The organism is Cellulomonas sp. URHD0024 (genome assembly GCF_000426185.1).
Taxonomy (GTDB): domain Bacteria; phylum Actinomycetota; class Actinomycetes; order Actinomycetales; family Cellulomonadaceae; genus Cellulomonas.
Window position 1 is genome coordinate 77,483 of sequence record NZ_AUEW01000015.1, and the last position, 20,048, is coordinate 97,530.

Annotated in this window: 17 protein-coding genes; 8 read left to right on the plus strand and 9 right to left on the minus strand. The window is 71.6% G+C overall.

The window, feature by feature from the left end:
* Window positions 1-11: 11 nt before the first annotated feature.
* The 5 genes from I847_RS26840 to I847_RS27180 all read right to left on the minus strand — a co-directional run bounded on the left by I847_RS26840 (window position 12) and on the right by I847_RS27180 (window position 5,976).
* On the minus strand, window positions 12-641 hold the full coding sequence (locus I847_RS26840; RefSeq protein ID WP_028050414.1) for a DUF2510 domain-containing protein: 630 nt from the start codon (window positions 639-641) through the stop codon (window positions 12-14).
* 434 nt (window positions 642-1,075) lie between these two features.
* Window positions 1,076-2,848, minus strand: a complete 1,773-nt coding sequence (locus I847_RS0115475; protein ID WP_028050415.1) for a peroxidase family protein — start codon at window positions 2,846-2,848, stop codon at window positions 1,076-1,078.
* A complete protein-coding gene (locus I847_RS24085) occupies window positions 2,841-4,244 on the minus strand; it encodes a Dyp-type peroxidase (RefSeq protein WP_051274963.1) in 1,404 nt (467 codons plus the stop codon). The genes I847_RS0115475 and I847_RS24085 overlap by 8 nt, the downstream gene beginning before the upstream one ends.
* On the minus strand, window positions 4,241-5,455 hold the full coding sequence (locus I847_RS24090) for a hypothetical protein (RefSeq protein ID WP_196804587.1): 1,215 nt from the start codon (window positions 5,453-5,455) through the stop codon (window positions 4,241-4,243). Before I847_RS24090 ends, I847_RS24085 begins: the two co-directional genes overlap by 4 nt.
* Window positions 5,456-5,499: 44 nt before the next feature.
* Complete coding sequence (locus I847_RS27180; RefSeq protein WP_051274973.1) at window positions 5,500-5,976, minus strand: hypothetical protein; 477 nt, start codon at window positions 5,974-5,976, stop codon at window positions 5,500-5,502.
* A 197-nt stretch (window positions 5,977-6,173) separates the two neighbouring features.
* Between I847_RS27180 and I847_RS24095 the strand changes: the two genes are divergently transcribed.
* The 4 genes from I847_RS24095 (at window position 6,174) to I847_RS0115510 (ending at window position 10,671) form a co-directional block, all read left to right on the plus strand.
* A complete protein-coding gene (locus tag I847_RS24095; protein WP_034610553.1) occupies window positions 6,174-6,548 on the plus strand; it encodes a hypothetical protein in 375 nt (124 codons plus the stop codon).
* An 11-nt stretch (window positions 6,549-6,559) separates the two neighbouring features.
* The gene (locus I847_RS0115500) at window positions 6,560-7,804 is read left to right on the plus strand and encodes a hypothetical protein (RefSeq protein WP_196804588.1); all 1,245 of its coding nucleotides are present in this window, start codon (window positions 6,560-6,562) and stop codon (window positions 7,802-7,804) included.
* Window positions 7,805-7,891: 87 nt separating this feature from the next.
* Window positions 7,892-8,428, plus strand: coding sequence for a TetR/AcrR family transcriptional regulator (locus I847_RS0115505; RefSeq protein ID WP_051274965.1), 537 nt, complete (start codon window positions 7,892-7,894; stop codon window positions 8,426-8,428).
* Between the two features lie 74 nt (window positions 8,429-8,502).
* Window positions 8,503-10,671, plus strand: coding sequence for an MMPL family transporter (locus I847_RS0115510; RefSeq protein ID WP_028050419.1), 2,169 nt, complete (start codon window positions 8,503-8,505; stop codon window positions 10,669-10,671).
* 28 nt (window positions 10,672-10,699) lie between these two features.
* On the opposite strand, the gene I847_RS24100 is transcribed toward I847_RS0115510, so the two are convergent.
* Window positions 10,700-11,389 (minus strand): rhomboid-like protein, encoded by a 690-nt coding sequence (locus I847_RS24100; RefSeq protein WP_051274966.1) that lies wholly within the window; start codon window positions 11,387-11,389, stop codon window positions 10,700-10,702.
* A 234-nt stretch (window positions 11,390-11,623) separates the two neighbouring features.
* Between I847_RS24100 and I847_RS0115520 the strand changes: the two genes are divergently transcribed.
* Window positions 11,624-13,372 (plus strand): APC family permease, encoded by a 1,749-nt coding sequence (locus tag I847_RS0115520; protein WP_081681007.1) that lies wholly within the window; start codon window positions 11,624-11,626, stop codon window positions 13,370-13,372.
* Between the two features lie 17 nt (window positions 13,373-13,389).
* Here the strand turns inward: I847_RS0115520 and I847_RS27185 are convergent, their stop codons facing one another.
* The 3 genes from I847_RS27185 to I847_RS0115535 form a co-directional block, all read right to left on the minus strand.
* Window positions 13,390-14,082 carry a DUF2510 domain-containing protein gene (locus I847_RS27185; RefSeq protein ID WP_034610555.1) on the minus strand — a complete coding sequence of 231 codons (693 nt, stop codon included), beginning with the start codon at window positions 14,080-14,082 and terminating at the stop codon, window positions 13,390-13,392.
* A 128-nt stretch (window positions 14,083-14,210) separates the two neighbouring features.
* Window positions 14,211-14,690 (minus strand): NUDIX domain-containing protein, encoded by a 480-nt coding sequence (locus tag I847_RS0115530; RefSeq protein ID WP_028050421.1) that lies wholly within the window; start codon window positions 14,688-14,690, stop codon window positions 14,211-14,213.
* Window positions 14,691-14,717: 27 nt separating this feature from the next.
* Complete coding sequence (locus I847_RS0115535) at window positions 14,718-14,954, minus strand: hypothetical protein (RefSeq protein ID WP_028050422.1); 237 nt, start codon at window positions 14,952-14,954, stop codon at window positions 14,718-14,720.
* A 320-nt stretch (window positions 14,955-15,274) separates the two neighbouring features.
* Here I847_RS0115535 and I847_RS0115540 point away from each other — a divergent pair, with 320 nt between their 5' ends.
* The 3 genes from I847_RS0115540 to I847_RS0115550 all read left to right on the plus strand — a co-directional run bounded on the left by I847_RS0115540 (window position 15,275) and on the right by I847_RS0115550 (window position 20,042).
* Window positions 15,275-16,957 carry a glycosyl hydrolase family 18 protein gene (locus I847_RS0115540; protein WP_081681009.1) on the plus strand — a complete coding sequence of 561 codons (1,683 nt, stop codon included), beginning with the start codon at window positions 15,275-15,277 and terminating at the stop codon, window positions 16,955-16,957.
* A 99-nt stretch (window positions 16,958-17,056) separates the two neighbouring features.
* Window positions 17,057-18,484 carry a PQQ-binding-like beta-propeller repeat protein gene (locus I847_RS0115545; protein WP_028050424.1) on the plus strand — a complete coding sequence of 476 codons (1,428 nt, stop codon included), beginning with the start codon at window positions 17,057-17,059 and terminating at the stop codon, window positions 18,482-18,484.
* 10 nt (window positions 18,485-18,494) lie between these two features.
* Window positions 18,495-20,042 (plus strand): PQQ-binding-like beta-propeller repeat protein, encoded by a 1,548-nt coding sequence (locus I847_RS0115550; protein WP_028050425.1) that lies wholly within the window; start codon window positions 18,495-18,497, stop codon window positions 20,040-20,042.
* The last annotated feature ends 6 nt before the right edge of the window (window positions 20,043-20,048 follow it).

Consider the following 20,048-nt stretch of genomic DNA (forward strand, 5'->3'; position numbering starts at 1 on the left):
CCCGGGGGGGCCTACTGGCCGACCGTGTCCCCGAGGTGGGACATGGCGTTGACCCCGGCGATCGGGCCCGCGACGAAGATCGCGAGCGCCACGAGGAGTCCGGCCCCGACCAGGATCCAGCCGACGGGCGTCAGCGTCGGCGCGTCCCGGAACGTCGCGTTCTGGTAGTCGCGCCACGCTCGCACGCACAGGAGCACGCCGCCGACCGCAGCGGCGTACCAGATCGTGTCGGCGCCGCCCATGGCGATGCCGATCGCACCCGCCAGGACGAAGACCACGAGCGCGGCGGCGAACAGTCCGAAGCCTCTGCGCCGCAGCCGGAGCGCCTCGCCGAGGCGGTTCTGCTTGTAGGCGGCGCTCTGGCTGATCGTCTCCGACAGGTTGAGCGACTGTCCGAGCCGTTCGGGCACGGTGGTACCGAAGGTCGACGTGGCGAACGTCGACGTACCGAACGACGACGGCTGCTGGCCGAAGGTCGACTGCGCCCCGAACGTGGACTGCGCCGCAGGGTGCGCCACGGCGACCGGCGCCTGCGCGGGATCCGGCCTGACGTGCTCGGTCCACGCCGAACCGTCGAACCAGCGCACCGCGCCGGCGGTCGAGCCGTCGCGGTACCAGCCTGCCGGTGGGTGGGCGTCCATGCCGCCATGGTCCCAGCACCCGGGCGGCCAGCCCGCGCGCCTCTGGGCGATTCACCCGATTGCGGCCCGTGGCCGCGCCGCGGCCCCCCACCGTACGATGGCACCGTGGGAGCGATCCCACGCCGTCGACCGCTCGACGAGGAGCCGACGCATGACCCACCCGAGCCCCCGACCGGCGGCGGCTCGTCGCCACCGCCGAGTTCGTGCGCTTGAACCGATTGCGTGCGTTCAGACGATCGAACTCGGTTCCGACGCACGAACTCGGCGGCCCGGCCGGGCGGGGGCGCGGCCTGGCTCGCCGTCGGGGAGGCGACCGGCCCGCCGGACTGGAGGCGGTCAGCAAGCCGGCGAGCAGCGCGCCGAACGAGGTGGGGGCGGCGCGCATCATGGGCCCGATCCTCACCGGCCCCGGCGGCACGCCCTGCAGACGCGCCTTAGCTCGCGGGCACGGGCCACGGCGCGAACGCGTTGCGCACCCCGTGCAGGGCTGGTGCGAGCTCGGGGTAGTGCCGCACCAGGACGGAGGACATGTCGTTGCCGTCGATCCAGGCCATGCCCTCCGGCGTGTAGACCTTCGCGTTGAAGTCGAGGCCGAAGAAGCGGTCGCTCTTCAGTCGTCGGGACGCCATCAGGACGAAGATCCGGAACGCGGTGTCGCTGAAACCGAAGCCGCGCGGCAGCTGCTCGCCGAGCATGCCGACCATCAGGTCGACGTCCTCCAGGTCGTCGTCGTAGATCTCCCGCAGCTGGGCGACCGTCTCGGGATCGTCGCCGAGCTCCTCGAAGCTCCGGACGGGCGCCATGTGCATCAGGCGGCGGAACTCGTTGTACCGCGGCACGCCACGCTCCCTGGAGCGCAGGACGTCGATCGCGGCCAGGTCGATGAACACCCCGTCGTTGCGCGCGAGCCGGTGCATGAAACGGGGGTTGTTGTGCAGGCGCATGGCCCCGGGGTGGGCTGTGCCCAGGGAGTAGAACAGGTTCTTCGCCGTCGCCCGCCGCAGCACCGCGCGGGAGTTCGGGCCGCCGTGCAGGTCGAGGAAGTCCAGGTTCTCGGTGACGTCGCCGGTGACGACGTCGCGGATCTCGTAGTCGTCGGGGATCAGCGGGTGCATCCGGTACACCGCGACGAACTCCTCGGTCATCGCGTACGGGACGCCGTGGTGGTCCGTGGGCGAGCCAGGGATGCCGCTGATCAGGTCGCTGGAGCTGATCCGGCCGATGAGGTCGTGCACCCGCTCCTCGGCCACCCCCCACCAGTTGGCGCGCATGGCGATGTGCAGCACGGGGTGGCCGAGGATCGCCGTGGTCCACTCGACCGTGTGGATCTTCGCGATCAGTGCCGCGTTGACCAGCCGCGCCTTCTCGAACAGCTGGTCGTCGTTCCACGAGGGGTACGACGACGCGAGCCGGGCGCAGATGGCGTTGTGCTCGCGCATGAACAGCGTGTGCATGAGCTCGAGACCGACCCACCACCCGTCCTGGCCGCCCGAGGTGCTGATCAGCGTCGGGTCCACGTCGATCAGGCCGTCGTCGCCGATCTTCACGCGCCCACCGGACCCGGTCCGCACGGCAGCCTCGAACGCGGGCGTGCTCCCGTACACCTGGGACGCGTCCCACCAGTGGGTCTCGGTGTTGACGAACGTCGCCGACCCGTCCGTCGCCTGGTTGGTGGGGTCCTTGGGCGTGCTCGGCCACACCATCGGGTCGTCGGGCCAGTCGTCGCCCGCCGGGCGCGGGACGTGGATCGGGTGCTCCATGTCGGTGCCGTGGCTGAACCAGTCGCGGGTCTCGAACTGGAGCCAGGCGGCGGCGAGGACGTTCAGCGTCGTCGCCGGCTGGAACTCGTGGCGCAGCAGGAGCTTGTCGGAGATGGTCCGGGGGTTGGGGGTGAACAGCCGGGGCGCGACCTCGGGCTTGGTGACCTCCAGTGGAACGTTCCGGCCGAACCGCGTCCCGGCCATCCCCATCGTCGGGTGCCGGAGGTCGTTGTAGGACCCGTCGGTGGTGCGGGCGACCAGGTGGCTCGCGGGAGCAGGGGGCGCCTGGACGCCCGAGCCCCTCGTGGTGCTGAACAGGTTCCGGGCCCGCAAGGTGTTCCGGATGCCGATGAGCGCGAGCACCCCGAGGAGAGTGGGGAACCGGTGCCATCGGTAGCGCTGGTCGAAGAACTGGACGACCTTGCCGAACATCGACTGCTCACGCATCGCTACCCCGAGTGTGCTGGTCGGAACCGGTCCGCGGACCTGCCGCGAGGAACTGGAGGGCCCGCAGGCCCGGAAGGAAGAGGTAGGCGCCCCCGCGCACCTGGACGAACTGCGGGAGGTCCCGGTACCGGCGCCGGACGGGCTGCCCCGGCACCGTGAACGACGACGGACCGTGCATCCGTGCGCCGACGAGCGGGTCGTCCGGGTCGTCGAGCGTCGTGAACGCGTTGCCGTTCAGCCAGCCGTGCTGGATGAACTCGAACTGCCGGGCCAGGTTGGCGTTGAGCGCGAGGAAGTACAGGCCACGCTCGTCGCCGTCGGTGTAGGTCCGCCCTCGCCGGACCAGGCGGTGGGGCCGCACTCCCCGCAGGGACGCGTCCGTCCCGGGTCTCGGGGGGAGCGAGTCCCGCGGGTTGACCCGCCGGACGTGGGCGCCCACCGGGCACCGCAGCCCGATCGGGTCGACGTCGTGGTAGCCGAAGTCGTTCACGTCGCCGAGGGCCGGGTCGTCTGCCGTCGGTGCCAGGGCGAGCGGCGCACCGCTGGGCCACCGGCCGACGATGCGCGCCGCGAGGTGCTCACCCTTCGCCTCGTCGTCGCCGGCGGCCTGGCGGACCCAGCCCCAGAAGCCCTCGACGTCCTGCCTGAGCTGACGGACGACGAGGTACGTGCCGTTGCGACCGAGGTCCGGTGCGCCGGAACGGTCGCGGACGAGCAGCTTCGTCGGGTCCTCGGCGGCCCGCAGCAGCGGCCGCTCCGAGCGCTGCCCGTACTCGTTGCGATAGCCGAGCACGAACTCCCCGGGCAGGAGCGCCTCCGGCGGGTCGGCACCGTCGCTCACCCCGGCGATGGTCGGCTGCGAGACCCCGTCCTTGAAACCGAAGGCGTCCCGGTCGCGCAGCTCGTCGGTCGTGAGCACGCGCTGCACCCGGACGCCGCCGGCTCGGGCCTGGCTGCGGACCTCCTCGACGTCGGCGGCGAGGATCGCAGCGTCCCGCGCGTACAGAAGGACCATCAGGTGCAGCGGCTGAGTGGCGGCTCGGCCCCACAGCCACCCGCGGGGGTCGTTCGAACCCGTGTCGCCCAGGATCCGGTTGCGGTACTCGGTGTCCATGCCGGTGCGGAACGGTTCGGAGAACCCGTCCGGCAGGTCGGTCCACCCGGTCAGGGCGCGGATCCCGTCAGCCGTGACGGCCACGTTCACCGCCCGGTCGGTGGGGCTGTCGTCGCCGGCCGTGACCCGCCCGACCGCCCAGCGGGTCAGCCTGCGCAGGCCGTCGGGCTCGGGCGCGTGCAGCAGCACGTAGGCCGCGCACGGCAGCTTCCCGTAGCCGCGCACCACCAGCCCCTGGACGTCCGACAGCTCGAGCCGCTCGGCCGTCGTGCCCGTGCTCACATCGCCTCGAGCCAGCGAGGGTCCTTGGCGCGCAGAGCACGACGCACGTCGGCGTTCCGGTCCACGTGGACGGCCGCGAGGCGTGGGTAGGCCGAGTAGAAGACGGTCGTCGGGACCAGGTGCCTGCGCAGGTAGTGCTTGTAGGCGATCTCGTCCTTGGCGCCGCCGAAGAACAGCCAGCGGGTGCGCGGGAAGCCGACCCCGTTGCTGAAGACGAGGTTGATCCCCCACGCGAGCAACGAGATGAAGTCGTCCATGTAGCTCTCGAGGTTGCCGTCGTAGCTGCTGGCGAAGATGAGCCGACGGCCACCGTCGACCGGCTGCCACCGGGCGAAGTGGATCGTCCGGACGCCCGCCAGGTTGTCGCGGTACATGACGAGCCGGAAGGCCAGGTCGAGACCGAGCAGAGCGGCGCGCATGGTGACGTGCCGGACGACGCCGGGCTTGACGAACCCCACGCCCGTGAACGGGTTCTGCACGCCGTGGTCCTCGTGGCGGCGGACCGCGTCGATGTGCCGGACGTCGACGGCTCCGCTCTCGGGCGTGTCCCGCAGCTCCAGGAACCGCACCACCAGGAGCCACGCGAGGAGCACGGGCAGGACGACGGGCAGCGCGAGGAACACGGCGACGGCGAGGAGCGCGAGCGTGCCGAGCCGGCGGACCGCGTACACCGGTCCGGGGCCGGCCGGCCGGCGTGACGCCCAGGACAGGTCGGGCCGACGCCGGATCTCCTGGTGCACCGCGCGCGCGACCTCGTCGGCCGTCGCAGTCCGTCCAGGAGGGAGCCGGTCCAGCAGCTCCTCGACCTGGTCGCGCAGGTACGCCTCGCGCGTGATCTGCTGCACCGGGCGGTCGGCGGTGTGGCGGTAGTAGGCGGCCGGACGCAGTGCGTGCGCGTGCAACCATGCGAGGACGTCGGGCGGCGCACCGGGGTAGCCGACGCACAGCGCGAGCAGCGCGTGCAGGCTCGGGGGGAGCGCCCGGAGGTGCTCGTCGGCCGAGCCGTCCACGTCCGCCATGTACACGACCGACGGGGGGATGGGCCGGCCGTCGAGGTCGAGCACGCCGTCGAGGACGAACACGCGGGCGAAGTGCACCGTGCCCGTCGTGGCGAAGTCGTCTGCCGGGATCGTCGCGACGAGGTCTCGAGCGGCCTGCTCCCGGTCCGCGACCAGCGCCGCCTGCACGCACACCGCTACCTGGGCCGGCATGCCACTGTCTCGACCATGGGAGCCCCGTCCGTCGAACCGGTGGACTACTTGGTCCCTTGCGGTCGCAGCGCGAACCAGCCGACCCGCCGTCGCCACATCCACACGACGCCGAGGTACAGGCCGGGCCCGACGAGGCGGATCTCGTCGCGCACCATGCCGGCGACGCGCGAGGTGCGCGAGTAGTCGATGAGGACGGTCGGGTCGCCGTCCACCCAGCTCGCCGCCGTGGACACCGCCGCCTTGATCGCCCGCAACCGCAGCGGCGTCACGAGGTTCTTCAGGCTGGTCTGCTCGGCATCCACCACCTTGCCCTGCCACAGCAGCGCGCGCGCGAACGCGGCGATGGGTCGGGCGGCGCGGCTCCCGGGAAAGGCCAGCAGCGTTCCGCGCATCCGGCCCATCGGGACGGGTCCCGCGGGGCTGGCCCGGAAGAGCTCGTCGAGCAGCACGTTGCCCAGGCGGAGCAGGTCCGCCTCGGTGCGTGGCTGCGCGCTCGCGCGTCGATGGAGCAACGTGAACATGCCCGCCATGGTCGGGCCTCCCCCCGCCCGCAGGCCGTCGGTCCGCCCGGGCCTGATCGTTCCTCAGCCTGGCCCTGCCCACAGCGCTTGTAAAGGGTGAGGGTGCCGCGACCAGCGGGTTCGCGCGGGCGTCGGGCGTTGACAGCAGCACGCGCCGGTGCCAGCGTGGCACGGGACTCGATCAGGGGGTGGACGCAATGGCGGTCTCGAGCGTGGCACGCCGTTCCGGTCAGGTCCTGGCGACAGTGCGGATCGTCAACGGGGTGCTCGGGCTCGTCGCGCCGCAGGTCCTCCTGCGCCAGCTGTCCAAAGATCCACAGGCAGCGCGCGCAGGTATGTACCCGTTCCGCATGTTCGGGATCCGCACGATCCTGCTCGGGGTGGAGCTGCTCGCGGCGGATGACGTCTCCCGCCGCAGGCTCACCCGTCTGGCCATCCTCATCCACGCGTCGGACACCGTCTCCGCCGTCGTGTCGGGCATCCGGGGAGACCTGCCACGCCGTGCCGCGGTCACCACCGCGCTCATCTCGTCGGCCAACACGACGCTCGCCGTTCTCGCCGCCCGCGACTGAGCCCGCCGACCGTGAGCCCGCCCGATCCGACGAGCTCGAACGCCAGTCGTCCGCAGCCGCGTGCCAGCACCGGCGTGGCCTGGCGCGACGTCGTCGCCGACACGACCATGGCGCTGATCCGGCTGGAACGTCGCTTCGACCCGTTCGTCCGACCCGCCTTCGACGCGCTGCTGAAAGGCCCGCTCGACCGGCTCACGACGTCGCTCATCAACCTCCATCGCCGCAACCTGCACCTGGCGATCGCCGAGGAGCGCAGGATGGTCGACGAGGAGAGCGTCACCGACTCGATCGTCCGCAGCTTCACGCAGCAGATGACCGACCTGTGGCGGCCCGGCGGCGTCGAGCGGGGCGGGAACACCAAGACGCACGGCATCTGCCGGGGTGAGTTCACCGTGCACGACAACCTGCCGGAGAACCTGCAGCGGGGGATCTACGCGAAGCCGCAGACGTTCAAGGCGTGGGTGCGCTTCGCGGGGCCGGGTCCGTACGCACCGCCCGACATCGACGACCTCGGCGTCCTGAGCATCGCCGTCAAGCTCATCGGCGTCGAGGGGCCGAAGCTGCTCGAGGACGAGGCGCACACGCTCGACCTGTTCGGGCTGTCGACGCCCACGTTCGTGACGCCCGACGCCAAGGCCAACGCGGCGCTGCAGCGCTGGAGCGTGCAGAACGCGCAGCTGTTCTACTTCCTGAACCTGCGCGCCCCGCGCGTGCTCGACATGCTCATGCAGGCGATCCACAGCAAGACCCAGACCAGCCCGTTCGAGACGCCCTACTACAGCTGCGTGCCGTACCTGATGGGCGAGGGCCAGGCCATGTCGTACTCGTTCTGGCCGACGACGAGCGCGAGGACCCCCGTCCCGCGCCTGCCGTTGCGCCCCCCGGACGACTACCTGCGCGACGCGATGGTCGCAGCGCTCTCGCACGGCGACGTGGAGCTGGAGGTCCGCCTCCAGCTCCAGACCGACCCGCACCTGATGCCCGTCGAGAACGCCGGCGTGGTGTGGCCCACCGCGCTGTCGCCGCGGGTGCCCGTCGCCACGCTCCGCCTGCCCCGGCAGACGTTCGACTCTCCCGCGCAGCTGGAGTTCGCGAAGCGGCTGTCGTTCAACCCCTGGCACACGATCGCGGAGCACCGTCCGCTGGGCAACCAGAACCGGGTGCGCAAGCGGATGTACGGAGAGCTGTCCGAGTTGCGGCACCAGTGGAACGCCGTGCCGCACGAAGAGCCGACGGGGGACGAGCAGTTCGAGTGAGCCCGTCTGGTTGCGCGTCGTCGGCGTTGTTCAGGACGCCTGACCGACCGGTCGGCCGCTGACCGATCGGTCAGGTACGCTCTGCCGGTGATCACGACCGTTCCCCTGCGCGAGCGCACCCGTCGGGAGATCCTCGACCACGCGCTCGAGCTGTTCGTGGACCACGGCTACCACGACACCTCCCTGGCGGACATCGCCGCGGCGGTGGGATGCTCCAAGGCAACGGTGCTCTATCACTTCGCCAACAAGGCCGCGATCATCTCGGAAGTGCTCGAGCCCGCAGCGCAGCGGCTCGACACGCTCGTCAAGGAGCTGCTGGCAGACCCGACGTCGGGCGGTCAGGAGCGTGCGATCGATGAGTTCATCGAGGTCGTGGTGCAGTTCCGGAGTCTTGCCGTCGTTCTCGACGGCGCCGAGGTCCTGGTCGAGGTCCCCTCGTTCGTCGCCGTCGCTGACTCGTGCCGTGCGCTGCCCGGCCTCCTGGGCGGCTCCTCGAGCCCGGATCAGCTCGCGATCGCCAACTTCGCGCTCAACGGGGTCATCGCCGAGTGCCGCGAGCACCACCACACCGACGAGAGCCTCCGCGCCCTCCTACAGACGTGCATGAGGCGCCTGCTGCTCTAGCCCGAACGACCCCGGTGCCCCGACGACGTGGCGCACTCCACCACCCCGCCACACCGATCGAAACGGAACACCCCATGGCACAGCTCCTCTACCGACTGGGACGGTTCTCCTACCGCCGGCGCGGCCGCGTCGTCGCGGTCTGGGCCGCCATCGTCGTCCTGCTCGGCCTCGGCGCGGTCGTGCTCGGCGGCTCGCCCAGCGACAAGCTGACGATCCCGGGCACGGAGGCGCAGCAGGCGCTCGAGGACCTGCGGACGGACCTGCCCGGAGCCGCCAACGCGACGGCCACGCTCGTGGTGCAGGTGCCCGAGGGTGAGACGGTCACCGACGAGGTCCTCGCGCCCGTTCTGACGGACGCCGCGGCGCTGCCCGGGGTGGTCGCCGTGGTCCCGCCGTCGGTCTCGAAGGCGGTCAGCCAGGACGGGCGCACCGGTCTGGTGCGGGTGGTCTACGGCACGCCGCTCGAGGACGTCTCGCAGGAGGCCAAGGACGCCTTCGACGCGTTCGGCGAGTCGGCCAGCACCGACGCGCTCACGGTCGTCTCCGGTGGCGAGCTCTCGCAGGCCGTGCCCGAGATCGGCGCGACCGAGGGCATCGGCGTGCTCGTCGCGGCGGTCGTCCTCGTCGTGACGTTCGGTTCGCTGGTCGCCGCCGGCATGACTCTGCTCACCGCGCTCGTCGGCCTCGGCGCCGGGATGAGCGTCCTGCTGATCCTCACCTCGTACGTCGACATCACCTCGACCGCGCCGATCCTCGCGCTCATGCTCGGGCTCGCCGTCGGCATCGACTACGCGCTGTTCATCAGCTCGCGGCACCGCAACAACCTCGCCGACGGGCTCGACTACGAGGAGTCGGTCGCCCGGGCCGTCGCGACGGCGGGTTCCGCGGTGACGTTCGCGGGGGCGACCGTCGTGATCGCGCTCGCGGGCCTGGGCATCGCCGGGATCCCGTTCCTCACGACGATGGGTCTGGCGGCCGCGGGCACCGTGCTGACCGCCGTGATCGTCGCCCTCACGCTCCTGCCCGCGCTGCTCGGCTTCGTCGGCAAGCGGATCCTGCCGCGCAAGCAGCGCACCGGTGCGATCGCGCCGAACGCGCAGGACGGCGCAGGGTTCCGCTGGGCGCGTGGCGTGATCCGCTTCCGCACCCCCGTCGTCATCCTCGGCGTCCTGGGCCTGGCCGCGCTCGCCATCCCGATGCTCAACATGCACCTCGCGCTCCCGGACGGCGGCACCGCTCCCGCGGGCAGCCACCAGCGCGTCGCCTACGACCTCACCGCCGAGTCGTTCGGCCCGGGCGCGAACGGCCCGCTGATCATCGTCGTCAAGGGCGACACCGCCGAGTCCACGGCTGCCCTGGCGGCGGACGTGACCAGCGCGATCCAGGGTCTCGGCGATGTCGGTGTCGTGCAGCCGGGCGCCGCGAGCGAGTCCGGCGAGACGCAGCTCGTCACCGTCGTCCCCAACAGCAGCCCGAGCACCGAGGAGACGGCGCAGCTGGTCCGCACGATCCGCGACACGGTCCAGCCGCTCGCCGACGGCCCGTCCGAGAGCGTCGCCGTCACCGGGACCACCGCGGTCGGGGTGGACGTCTCCGCGAAGCTCGCCGCCGCGCTGCCGATCTACCTCGGCGTCGTGATCGGCCTGTCGTTCCTCCTGCTGCTCATCGCGTTCCGCTCCTGGATGGTGCCGCTGAAGGCTGCGTTCGGGTTCCTGCTCACCGTCGGTGCCACGTTCGGGATCGTGGTCGGGGTGTTCCAGTGGGGGTGGGCCGGCGGCCTGATCGGCATCGACAACCCGGGTCCGCTGGTCAGCTTCCTGCCGATCATCATGATCGGCATCCTCTTCGGGCTCGCCATGGACTACGAGGTGTTCATCGTGTCCCGCGTCCGCGAGGAGTTCGTGCACGGCAGCCACGCGACCGAGGCGACCATCGCCGGCGTCGGCCACGGAGCCCGCGTGGTCTCCGCGGCCGCGCTGATCATGGCCTCGGTGTTCGCCGGCTTCGCGCTCGTCGACGACCCGACCATCAAGGCCATCGGTTTCGGTCTGGCGATCGGCGTGCTGATCGACGCCTTCGTGGTCCGGATGACGATCGTGCCGGCCGTCCTCGCGCTGCTGGGCGACCGGGCCTGGAGCCTGCCCCGCTGGCTGGCGAGGGTCACGCCGAAGGTCGACATCGAGGGCGCCAACCTGCGCCTCGCCGACGACCGGCCGACCGAGGAGCCCGTCCCGTCGCACTGAGCACCGGGTCGACCCGCTCGAGCGTGCCTCAATGCACCTCGAGCGGGTCGACGTCGTCCGGGCCCGGCGCAGGCGACCTGTGGTCGGCCGCCACGGCGCGCGACGCGACGAACGCGAGCAGGAGGCCGAGCGTCAGCGACGTCGCGTGCCCGGCATCGGTGAACGTCGGGGTGGCGGCCGGCAGCAACCAGTACACGGCGATCGCGGCGAGGTACCACCAGCGCCACCGAGGCGGCACGGCCAGGGTGAGAAACCCCATCGCGCAGGCCATCACGTAGCTGACCCCGACGTCGGTCGCGGTGGCCACCGACTTGTCGACGACGCCGTGGAAGATCCCGGCAGCCAGCCCGAGAGCCACCACGAGGCTGGCGCCGACATGACCGACGAGTCCGATCGTCAGCGAGGCGAGCCGCCCGACGAACTGCTGCAGGTAGGCCAGGACCACGAGCAGCAGCACGACGAGATAGAGACCCCAGACGCTCTGCACGAGGAGCGCGCTGCCCAGCATCGCGACGACCGGCTCCGCGCGCAGGCTCACCAGGTTGGTGCTGACCCGGGCGAGGATCTCGGCCTGCCGCTCGGGCGTCTGCAGGTGCACCCAGACGGTGACGACCGTGACCACCGCGCAGTAGGCGATCGCGAGGTCGGCGCGCCGGACCGTGGCCCACACATCCCGCAGCACGCGACCGACCAGCGCTCCGACCGGCCGGTTCGTCATGGACTGCACGCTACGGGAGCCGGTGCGGACGGCGCGCGCTCGGGCCGGTCGCCCCTGCACCCGAACGTCCGTCCAGCAGGGCTTCCCGAGAACGGACACGGACGCTACGGTTTCCGTGGCTTGATGCATGAGTGACGAGCGATCTCTGCTCTCGCGGTAAGGCTGTGCAACGAATCCGCCCGGTCCACCCCGCTCGCGGCAACGACGCCCCGGGCCGTGCCATTGCGAGGTTTCGTGTCCGATCCCAGTACAGACGCCGCACCTCTGGGCTTTCCCGAGACGGGCAAGGGCCTCAAGGGCGGTGCGCTCGGGCTCGTCTCGAGCATCGTCGTCGGCACCGCGTCCACCGCGCCCGCCTACAGCCTGGCCGCGAGCCTCGGGTTCGTCGTCGCAGGGGGCGGGGCGATCCTGGCGGGCGTCAAGGCGCCGGCCATCATCCTGCTCGCGTTCGTCCCCATGTACCTGATCGCCGTCGCGTACCAGGAGCTGAACCGCGCGGAGCCGGACTGCGGCACCACGTTCACCTGGGCGACGCGCGCGTTCGGCCCGATCACGGGCTGGCTCGGCGGGTGGGGGATCATCGCGGCCGACGTCATCGTCATGGCGAACCTGGCGCAGATCGCCGGGACCTACACGTTCACGTTCCTCGGCGAGCTCGGCTGGGACGCGGCCGGTGAGCTGGACTCGAGCACCGCGTGGACCACGGCCGTCGGGCTCCTGTGGATCGCCGTCATGACCTACATCTGCTATCGCGGGATCGAGGTCTCGGCGCGCATCCAGTACGTCCTGCTGTCGGTCGAGGTCCTCGTCCTGATCATGTTCGCCGTCGTGGCGCTGACCAAGGTGTGGACCGGCAACGGCGAGTCCTACTCGCTCACCCCGCAGTGGAGCTGGTTCTGGCCGGGCGGCCTGGACCTGTCCACCGTCATTGCGCCGGCCCTGCTGACGGCCGTCTTCATCTACTGGGGCTGGGACACGGCGGTCTCGGTCAACGAGGAGTCCGACGACCCCGCCAAGACCCCGGGCCGGGCCGCGATCCTCTCGACCGTCCTGCTGCTGGTCACGTACCTCATGGTCTCCACCGCGGCCGTCGCCTTCGCGGGGGTCGGCACCACGGGCATCGGGCTCGGCAACCCCGACAACGCCGACGACGTCTTCGCCGCGATCGGGCCGGCGCTGTTCGGCGACTCGGGACTCGGCAAGATCGCCCTGCTCCTGCTGTCGGCGTCGATCCTGACGTCGGCGTCGGCCTCCACGCAGACGACGATCCTGCCGACCGCCCGCACCTCGCTGTCCATGGCGGCGTACAAGGCCATCCCGACGTCGTTCGCCAAGATCCACCCGACGTACCTGACGCCGACGGTCTCGACGATCGCCATGGGTCTCGTCTCCATGCTCTTCTACCTGATCTTCACGCTGATCAGCCCGAACCTGCTCACCGCCCTGATCGGGTCGGTCGGCCTGATGATCGCCTTCTACTACGGCCTGACCGGGTTCGCGTGCAGCTGGTTCTACCGCCGCACCCTGCACCACACCCGCCGCGACTTCTTCATGCAGGGCGTGCTGCCCTCGCTCGGGGGTCTGATCCTGCTGGTTGCGTTCGTGTACGCGCTCATCCAGTTCTCGGCCCCGGACTGGCTGACCGACGACAACGACGAGAACGTGACCATCGCCGGGATCGGCGCCGTGGCGGTGGTCGGCGTGGTGGCCATCCTCATCGGGCTCGTCCTGATGCTGGTCTGGTGGATCCGCCAGCCGTCGTTCTTCCGCGGCGAGACCCTGCCCATGCGCGGCGCGCACGACCTGGTCCTCGCCGGGCCCGCGACCATCCCCGACACGGTGTTCCGCCTGCCCGACTCCGGCCTGCCCGGCATCGTCATCGCTCCCGACCGGTCCAACCTGCCGCCGGGCGCCACCGCGGTCACGACGACCGGCGAGGATCCGCCGGCGTCGCAGGACGGGGAACCGCCCGCGCCGGTCTGACCGCGGCCGGGCGAACGCTAGGCGCCGGGGGCGTCGGTGACGTGCACGGACCAGTTCCGTGCAGCGTCCACCACCCCGGAGAACTCGACCGGGTAGTCGTCACCGTCGGTCGCCGTCGCGATGCCCCGGCAGCTCAGGACCACGGCCTCGGTCTGGCCCGGCGCGATCACCAGCGTCCCTGCCGCGAGCTCGGCGGAGTGGTCCTCGAGGACCGCGGTGCCGTGCAGCGTGACGATGGAGATCGGGGCCCGGCCCGGGGCCGGGTTGGTGCGGGCTTCGTCGATGACGTCCGAGAACAGGTCCTCGCACGTCAACGAGGCACCGGCGGCGGCCGGCGGGGTGGCCGTCGGGTCGCTCGGTACCGGCGCGATCGGGGTGCTCGACGGGACCGGCGCCGCCGTGACGACCGGCGGGGTGCTCGCGTGGGCGAGGTCGGCCGACTGGAGCCAGATCGCACCGACCGAGAGGGTGCCGAACGTCGCGGCGGTCACGGCCGCCACCAGCGCGAGCCGTCGAGCGGGGGGTCGGGACGCCGTCGTCGGCTGCGCGCCCTGCACCCAGTCGGTCCACCCGGCACCGTCGAAGTAGCGGAGCCGGTCAGCCTCGACGGGGTCGGCGTACCAGCCCGGTTGCTGGTCCGTGCCGGCCCGCGCAGCGGCGAGCTCCAGGGACGAGCCATCGCCCCGGGGCTCCTGGCCGGTCAGGCCCATCCGTGTGCACCGCCCTTCAACGATCCATGTCCTCTATCGACCGGTGCCTCCGCAGAGTTGAGGAATCGTCGGGATCTACCCCGTTTCGCCCATCCATGCTGGTCAGGGGGGATTTCGATGGGCGGTCGTCAACGCTGCCCGGCGACGAGCGCGACAAGCCGTTCGATCAGCTCGCCCTGCCCGGCCACGACGAGCTCGGCGGCCCGGGAGGCGTCGAACCACCCCACACGGTCGATCTCGGGAATCTCGATCAGGCGTCCCGACCGCGGCGGCCACTCGATCTCGACCGTGTTGCTGACGGCGAGCGCCGGGTCGAGATCCCCCTCCCGGGCCCACGCGGTGACGAGCTTGCCGGACTTCTGCCGGACGGTGCCGAGGTCGAGGTCAGGGGAGTCGGTCGCGGGTGGCGCTGAGCCCAGCTCCTCCTCGAACTCGCGCAGCGCCGCCGCGTAGGGGTCCTCGCCCGGAGACGGCTCACCCTTCGGGATCGTCCACGCGCCTGCGTCCTTGCGCGCCCAGAACGGTCCGCCCATGTGGCCGAGGAGGACCTCGATGCCGGCGTCCGAGGTTCGTCGGAACAGCAGGATGCCGGCGCTGTTCGAGACCATCGCCCTATTAGAGCGTCAAGCAGCGCCTCACGCGTGCGGGTGCAGCCTCTGGGTCTCCTCGTCGAGCATGACCTCGAGCACGTGCAGCCGACCTCGGGCACTGGCCGTGGCGTCGTCGTCGTGCTGGCGCCGGACCGCGTCGTACTCGCGGTGCGCCTTGGCAGTCGCGCTGGCCAGCTCGAACCAGGTCGCGCTCGCGTGCTCCGCACGCACCTGCCGTTCGACCTCCGGGTCCACCCGGAGCTGCACGTCGGTGACCGTCATGTCGGCTCCCTCGTCTTGCGTAACACCTCCATCTTTCGACGGGACCGCGGCCGATTCGCGCCGACACGCGCAAGTTCGCCCGGTAGGCGCAGACCAATCGGCACGAACCACCACGTATCGCCCCACGGTCACCGCTTTCCCGCCGGCGAACGTCCCGCCTGTGCCCCACCCCTCGGAATTGTGTCCCGACAGGTGCCACCACCCGAGGGCCGCGCGAATCGTTGCGGAGAGCGGGTGAAGGCCGTTAGCGTCCGATGCGAACCATTTGTACGTATGCCTTACATATTCCACGCAACGACGATGGACAGGGGACACGCTCAATGGCATCCACCCGACGTACGGCATCTCCTCGCAGCGGCGAGGGCTTCGGCTCCGGCAGCGGACGACGGCGTCCCGCGCTCGTGGCCGTCGCGCTCGCCGCGGCCACCACCCTCGTCGCGGCCGTCCTGGTCGCCGCCCAGCCGGCCACTGCCGCGGGCACCTTCTCCGCGGCGTTCGTCTCCCAGGGCGACTGGGGCACCGGTCACCAGGTCGGCGTGACGCTCACCAACGGCACCTCCGCGACCGTCAACGGCTGGACCCTCGAGTTCGACCTGCCGGCCGGCGACGCGATCACGAGCTCGTGGGACGCGGACGTCACGCGCACCGGCAACCACTACAAGGCCGTGAACAAGAGCTGGGCGCCCACGCTGGCACCTGGCGCCTCGATCACCTGGGGCTACGTCGCGACCGGCCCGTTCAAGACGCCCGCCACCTGCAGCCTGAACGGAGCGTCGTGCAGCTCGGGCGGCACGGGCACGCCGACCACCACGCCCACGACCACGCCCACGACCACGCCGACCCCGACTCCCACCCCGACTCCCACGCAGACCACGCCGCCGCCTCCGGGCGGCAAGAAGGTCGTCGGGTACTTCGCCGAGTGGGGCGTGTACGCCCGCAACTACCGCGTCAAGAACATCGAGACGAGTGGTTCGGCCGCCAAGCTGACCGCGATCCTCTACGCGTTCGGCAACACGACGAACGGCCAGTGCTCGGTCGGGGACGCCTACGCCGACTACCAGCAGACGTACACCGCCGACCAGAGTGTGGACGGCGTGGCCGACACGTGGGACCAGCCGCTGGCGGGCAGCTTCAACCAGCTCAAGAAGCTCAAGGCCAAGCACCCGGGCCTCAAGGTCCTCTGGTCGTTCGGCGGCTGGACCTGGTCGGCGGGCTTCACACAGGCCGCGGCCAACCCGACGGCGTTCGCCAGCTCCTGCTACAACCTGGTCAACGACCCGCGATGGGCCGGGGTGTTCGACGGCATCGACGTCGACTGGGAGTACCCGAACGCGTGCGGTCTGCAGTGCGACTCGAGCGGACCGGCTGCGTTCAACACCGTCGTCAGCGCGCTGCGCACCACGTTCGGCAGCAGCAAGCTGGTCACCGCCGCGATCACGGCCGACGGCAGCAACGGCGGCAAGATCGACCTCGCCGACTACGCGTCCGGTGCGCAGAAGCTCGACTGGATCCAGCCGATGACCTACGACTACTTCGGCGCGTTCGCCCCGAGCGGGCCGACGGCACCGCACTCGCCGCTGACCTCGTACCCGGGCATCCCGACCGCGGGCTTCGACTCCGAGGACGCGGTCAACAAGCTCATCGGCAAGGGTGTGCCGGCCAGCAAGATCCTCCTCGGCATCGGCTTCTACGGCCGCGGCTGGAGCGGTGTCACGCAGTCGGCGCCGGGTGGTTCGGCGACCGGCGCGGCGTCGGGCACCTACGAGCAGGGCATCGAGGACTACAAGGTCCTCAAGACGAAGTGCCCGGCGACGGGGACCGTCGGGGGCACGGCGTACGCCAAGTGCGGCTCCGAGTGGTGGAGCTACGACACGCCCAGCACGATCGCGGGGAAGATGTCGTGGGCCAAGAGCAAGGGCCTCGGCGGCAGCTTCTTCTGGGAGCTCTCGGGTGACACAGGCGGCGGTGAGCTGATCACCGCGGTCTCCAACGGGCTGAAGTAGCCCCTCGCACCGCCGAAGCCCGGCCACTCCTCTCCCGTGGCCGGGCTTCGGTGCGTTCTGCGCGCGCCCGTGCGCGGTGCGGCGGGTTAGCCTCCGACCATGGGGCACCGGAGCCACCTGCAGACCGTCGAGCTCCTCGACGCGCCGGCGGTCGTGCCCGTCGACGAAGCGCCGCGCCTCCGCCTCAGCTGGTGGGGGTTCGGGGTCGTCGCACTGGTCGCCGTCGCGGCCCTCGTCGGCACCCAGGCGGTGCTCGACGCGAGGGAGCGGGCGGCCGTCGCCCGGTTCGCGGCCGTACCGGGCGTCGTGGAACCTGTCGGCCCTGACGTGCGGGTCCGCTGGCGTCCGCCGGTCGCCCTGGCGAACGTGGTGCGCAAGGGCATCGTGGCCGACGGCGCGTTCGTGGGGCTCAGCGTCGCGGACGACGGGTCGCAGTCGGTCGTGGCCCTCGAGGAGCGGACCGGTGACATGCGGTGGGCGACGTCGATCTTCGGCCCGAACCCGGCCCGCGCGGCGTCCCTCGACCGGCGGGTCAACCCGTGCGAGCCGGCGGGCGCGCACCAGGTCGCCTGCCTGGTCAACGACGGCTTCCGCCACTTCGACGAGGCGCTCAGGCCGGCCGTGGTGCCCCCGAGGACCACCCGCGTCGTCGTCCTCGACACGCGCGACGGCCGGACGGCCGCCGACCGCCCGGCCCCGGGGGTCACCTCCATGGCCGTCGTGCCCGGGCTGGCGGTGCTGAGCGCGCCGGGGTCGGTCACGGCTCAGGACCTCCTCACGGGCGTGGAACGCTGGCGCTACAGGCCCATGCGCGCCGGCGTCGACCTGAGCGAGGCCGCGTTCTTGTCGGCGGTCCAGGTGTTCGGCGCCGGCGACCTGGTCGGCGTGTCGAACCCTGGCTGGTCCGTCGCACTGCTCGACGCCGCGGGGCACGTCGTGCGCACTCCGCGGCCGGCGGTCGAGGGCTACCGCTACGACGAGGTCTCAGGAGTCCTGGCGCTCCTGCGCACCACGAAGGGCGGTGAGGTCCGCTCGACGATCCTGCGCGCCGGGCGCCGCGACGTCGACGTCCCGGGCACATATCTCGACGTCACGGTCGACGACGGGAGCGTGCCCGAGCTCGTGCTCACCTCCGACACCTCGGTGCGCGCCTGGGATGCCCGGACCGGTGTGCACCGGTGGATCTCCGACGAGGTCGCCTCGGGATCGGCTCTCGTCGTGCGCGGCCGCATCTACTTCCCGACGATGGCCGGGATCGTCGCCCTCGACGGACGTACCGGTGCGCTCCTGTGGCGCTCGGCGGTGACCGCCGGCCACGTCCCGGGGGCGCTGGCCACGGACGGCCACGGGGTGCTCGTCGCGGACGAGCCCGTCGCCGGCCCGGACCGCTCCGTGCTCCTGGCGTTGGGTCTCGACGACGGCCTCCCGGTCTGGTCGGAACCACTTCCCGACGGCATCCACTCCACCGCCGGCGCCGGACGGGTGCTTCTCGGCCTGAGGCCGGATGGTGTGGCGGTTCTGGGCTAGATTCCCGGGCATGGCACGCGGGGGCATGCAGGAGGTCGACCTGGACGACGGTCGTTCCGAGGTCGACGGCGCGCCACCTCGACCGTCGCGCCGGAGAGGCCGCTGGTGGGTGGGCGGCGCCGCGGTCGTCACGGTGCTGGGCGTCGTCGGGTTCCAGGTCGTGGCGGACGCGCGCGAGCGTGCCGCCGTCGCCCGGCTGGCCGCCGTGCCGGGGGTGCTCGCGCCGATCGGCGACGGGTTGCCGATCAGGTGGCAGTCGGACTCGCTGGACAGGTTGGAGGTCGCAGCGGTCGTCGACGGGGTGATGATCGGTCCGATGACCGCGGAAGACGGCTCACAGGTGCTCGTCGCGACCGACCTGGCGACGGGCACGGTGCGCTGGTCGACCGAGCTCTACGGACCTGATCCGGCCCGAACGAGGTCGCAGTCGGCGTCTGGTGTGTCGGCGCCCGCGTGCGTCCCGACGACCGACGGCGCCGATCCGGCGCAGATCGCCTGCCTGGTCAGCGACGGGTTCACCCGGTACGGCGACGATCTCCAGGAGTTTCCCGCCACGACGACCTTCGTCCAGGTCGTCGACACCGCGGACGGCCGGAAGGTCGCCCGGTGGGATGCGACCGGAGCCTCGCTGGTCGTCCTCGACGGGGTCGCCGTCCTCGCGTCCTACGCGGCCACCGACCAGGCTCCGCCCGACGGCTCGGTCGACATCGACGCGCGTGACCTGCTCACGGGCGACCCGCGGTGGACCGCGCGCACTCCGGCGCTCACGCGAGGGCTGGACATGGACCAGACCTTGGTCCCGCCGCGCCTCAGCAAGGTGGGCGACTACGTCGGGCTCGACCAGCGGGACCGGGCGACCATGCTCTTCGACGCGACGGGCGCACGGGTCTACGAGGAGGAGCTCGCAGTCGACCGGACCCACGGCCCGGTCGCGGGTGGGTCGGTCACCGGCGAGCCCAGCAGCGGCCGACTGCTCCAGGACACCTATCTGGGGTCGGGGCTCTCCGTGACCAGAGTGCTGGGCGGTGACAAGCCGTCGTTCACCTACGACGGCGCCCCGATCCTCACGGCGGTCGACGACGGCAGCGCGCGGGGTCTCCTCCTCTTCGGGGCGGACAGGTCCGTCCAGGGTGACGTGGTCGGCGGGGGAGTTCTGCACGGGGTGGACGTCGAGACCGGCAGCGTCCGGTGGAAGACGCACATCCCGATCGCGGGGTTCTCTGTGGCGCTCGTGGCCCGCGGACGGGTCGTCGTGGCGACGATCACGGGGCTGGCCGCAGTCGACGCGCGTTCTGGTGAGCAGCTGTGGTCCGTCGACGCGCCCAAGGGCTGGCAGTTCAGCTATCCGATGATGGACGCGCACCACGTGCTCGTCACGGCCACGAAGGTCGACGACGCCAGCCACATCGACCTCGTCGCGCTCGACCCGACGACCGGCGAGCAGGGGTGGAGGACGCCGCTGCCCGAGGGCGTCGACTACGTCTACGGCGTCGGCGACGCGCTGCTCGGATCGGCGCAGGGCACGGACGGCCCCGAGGGGCTCATGCGCCTCGGCTGAGCGCTA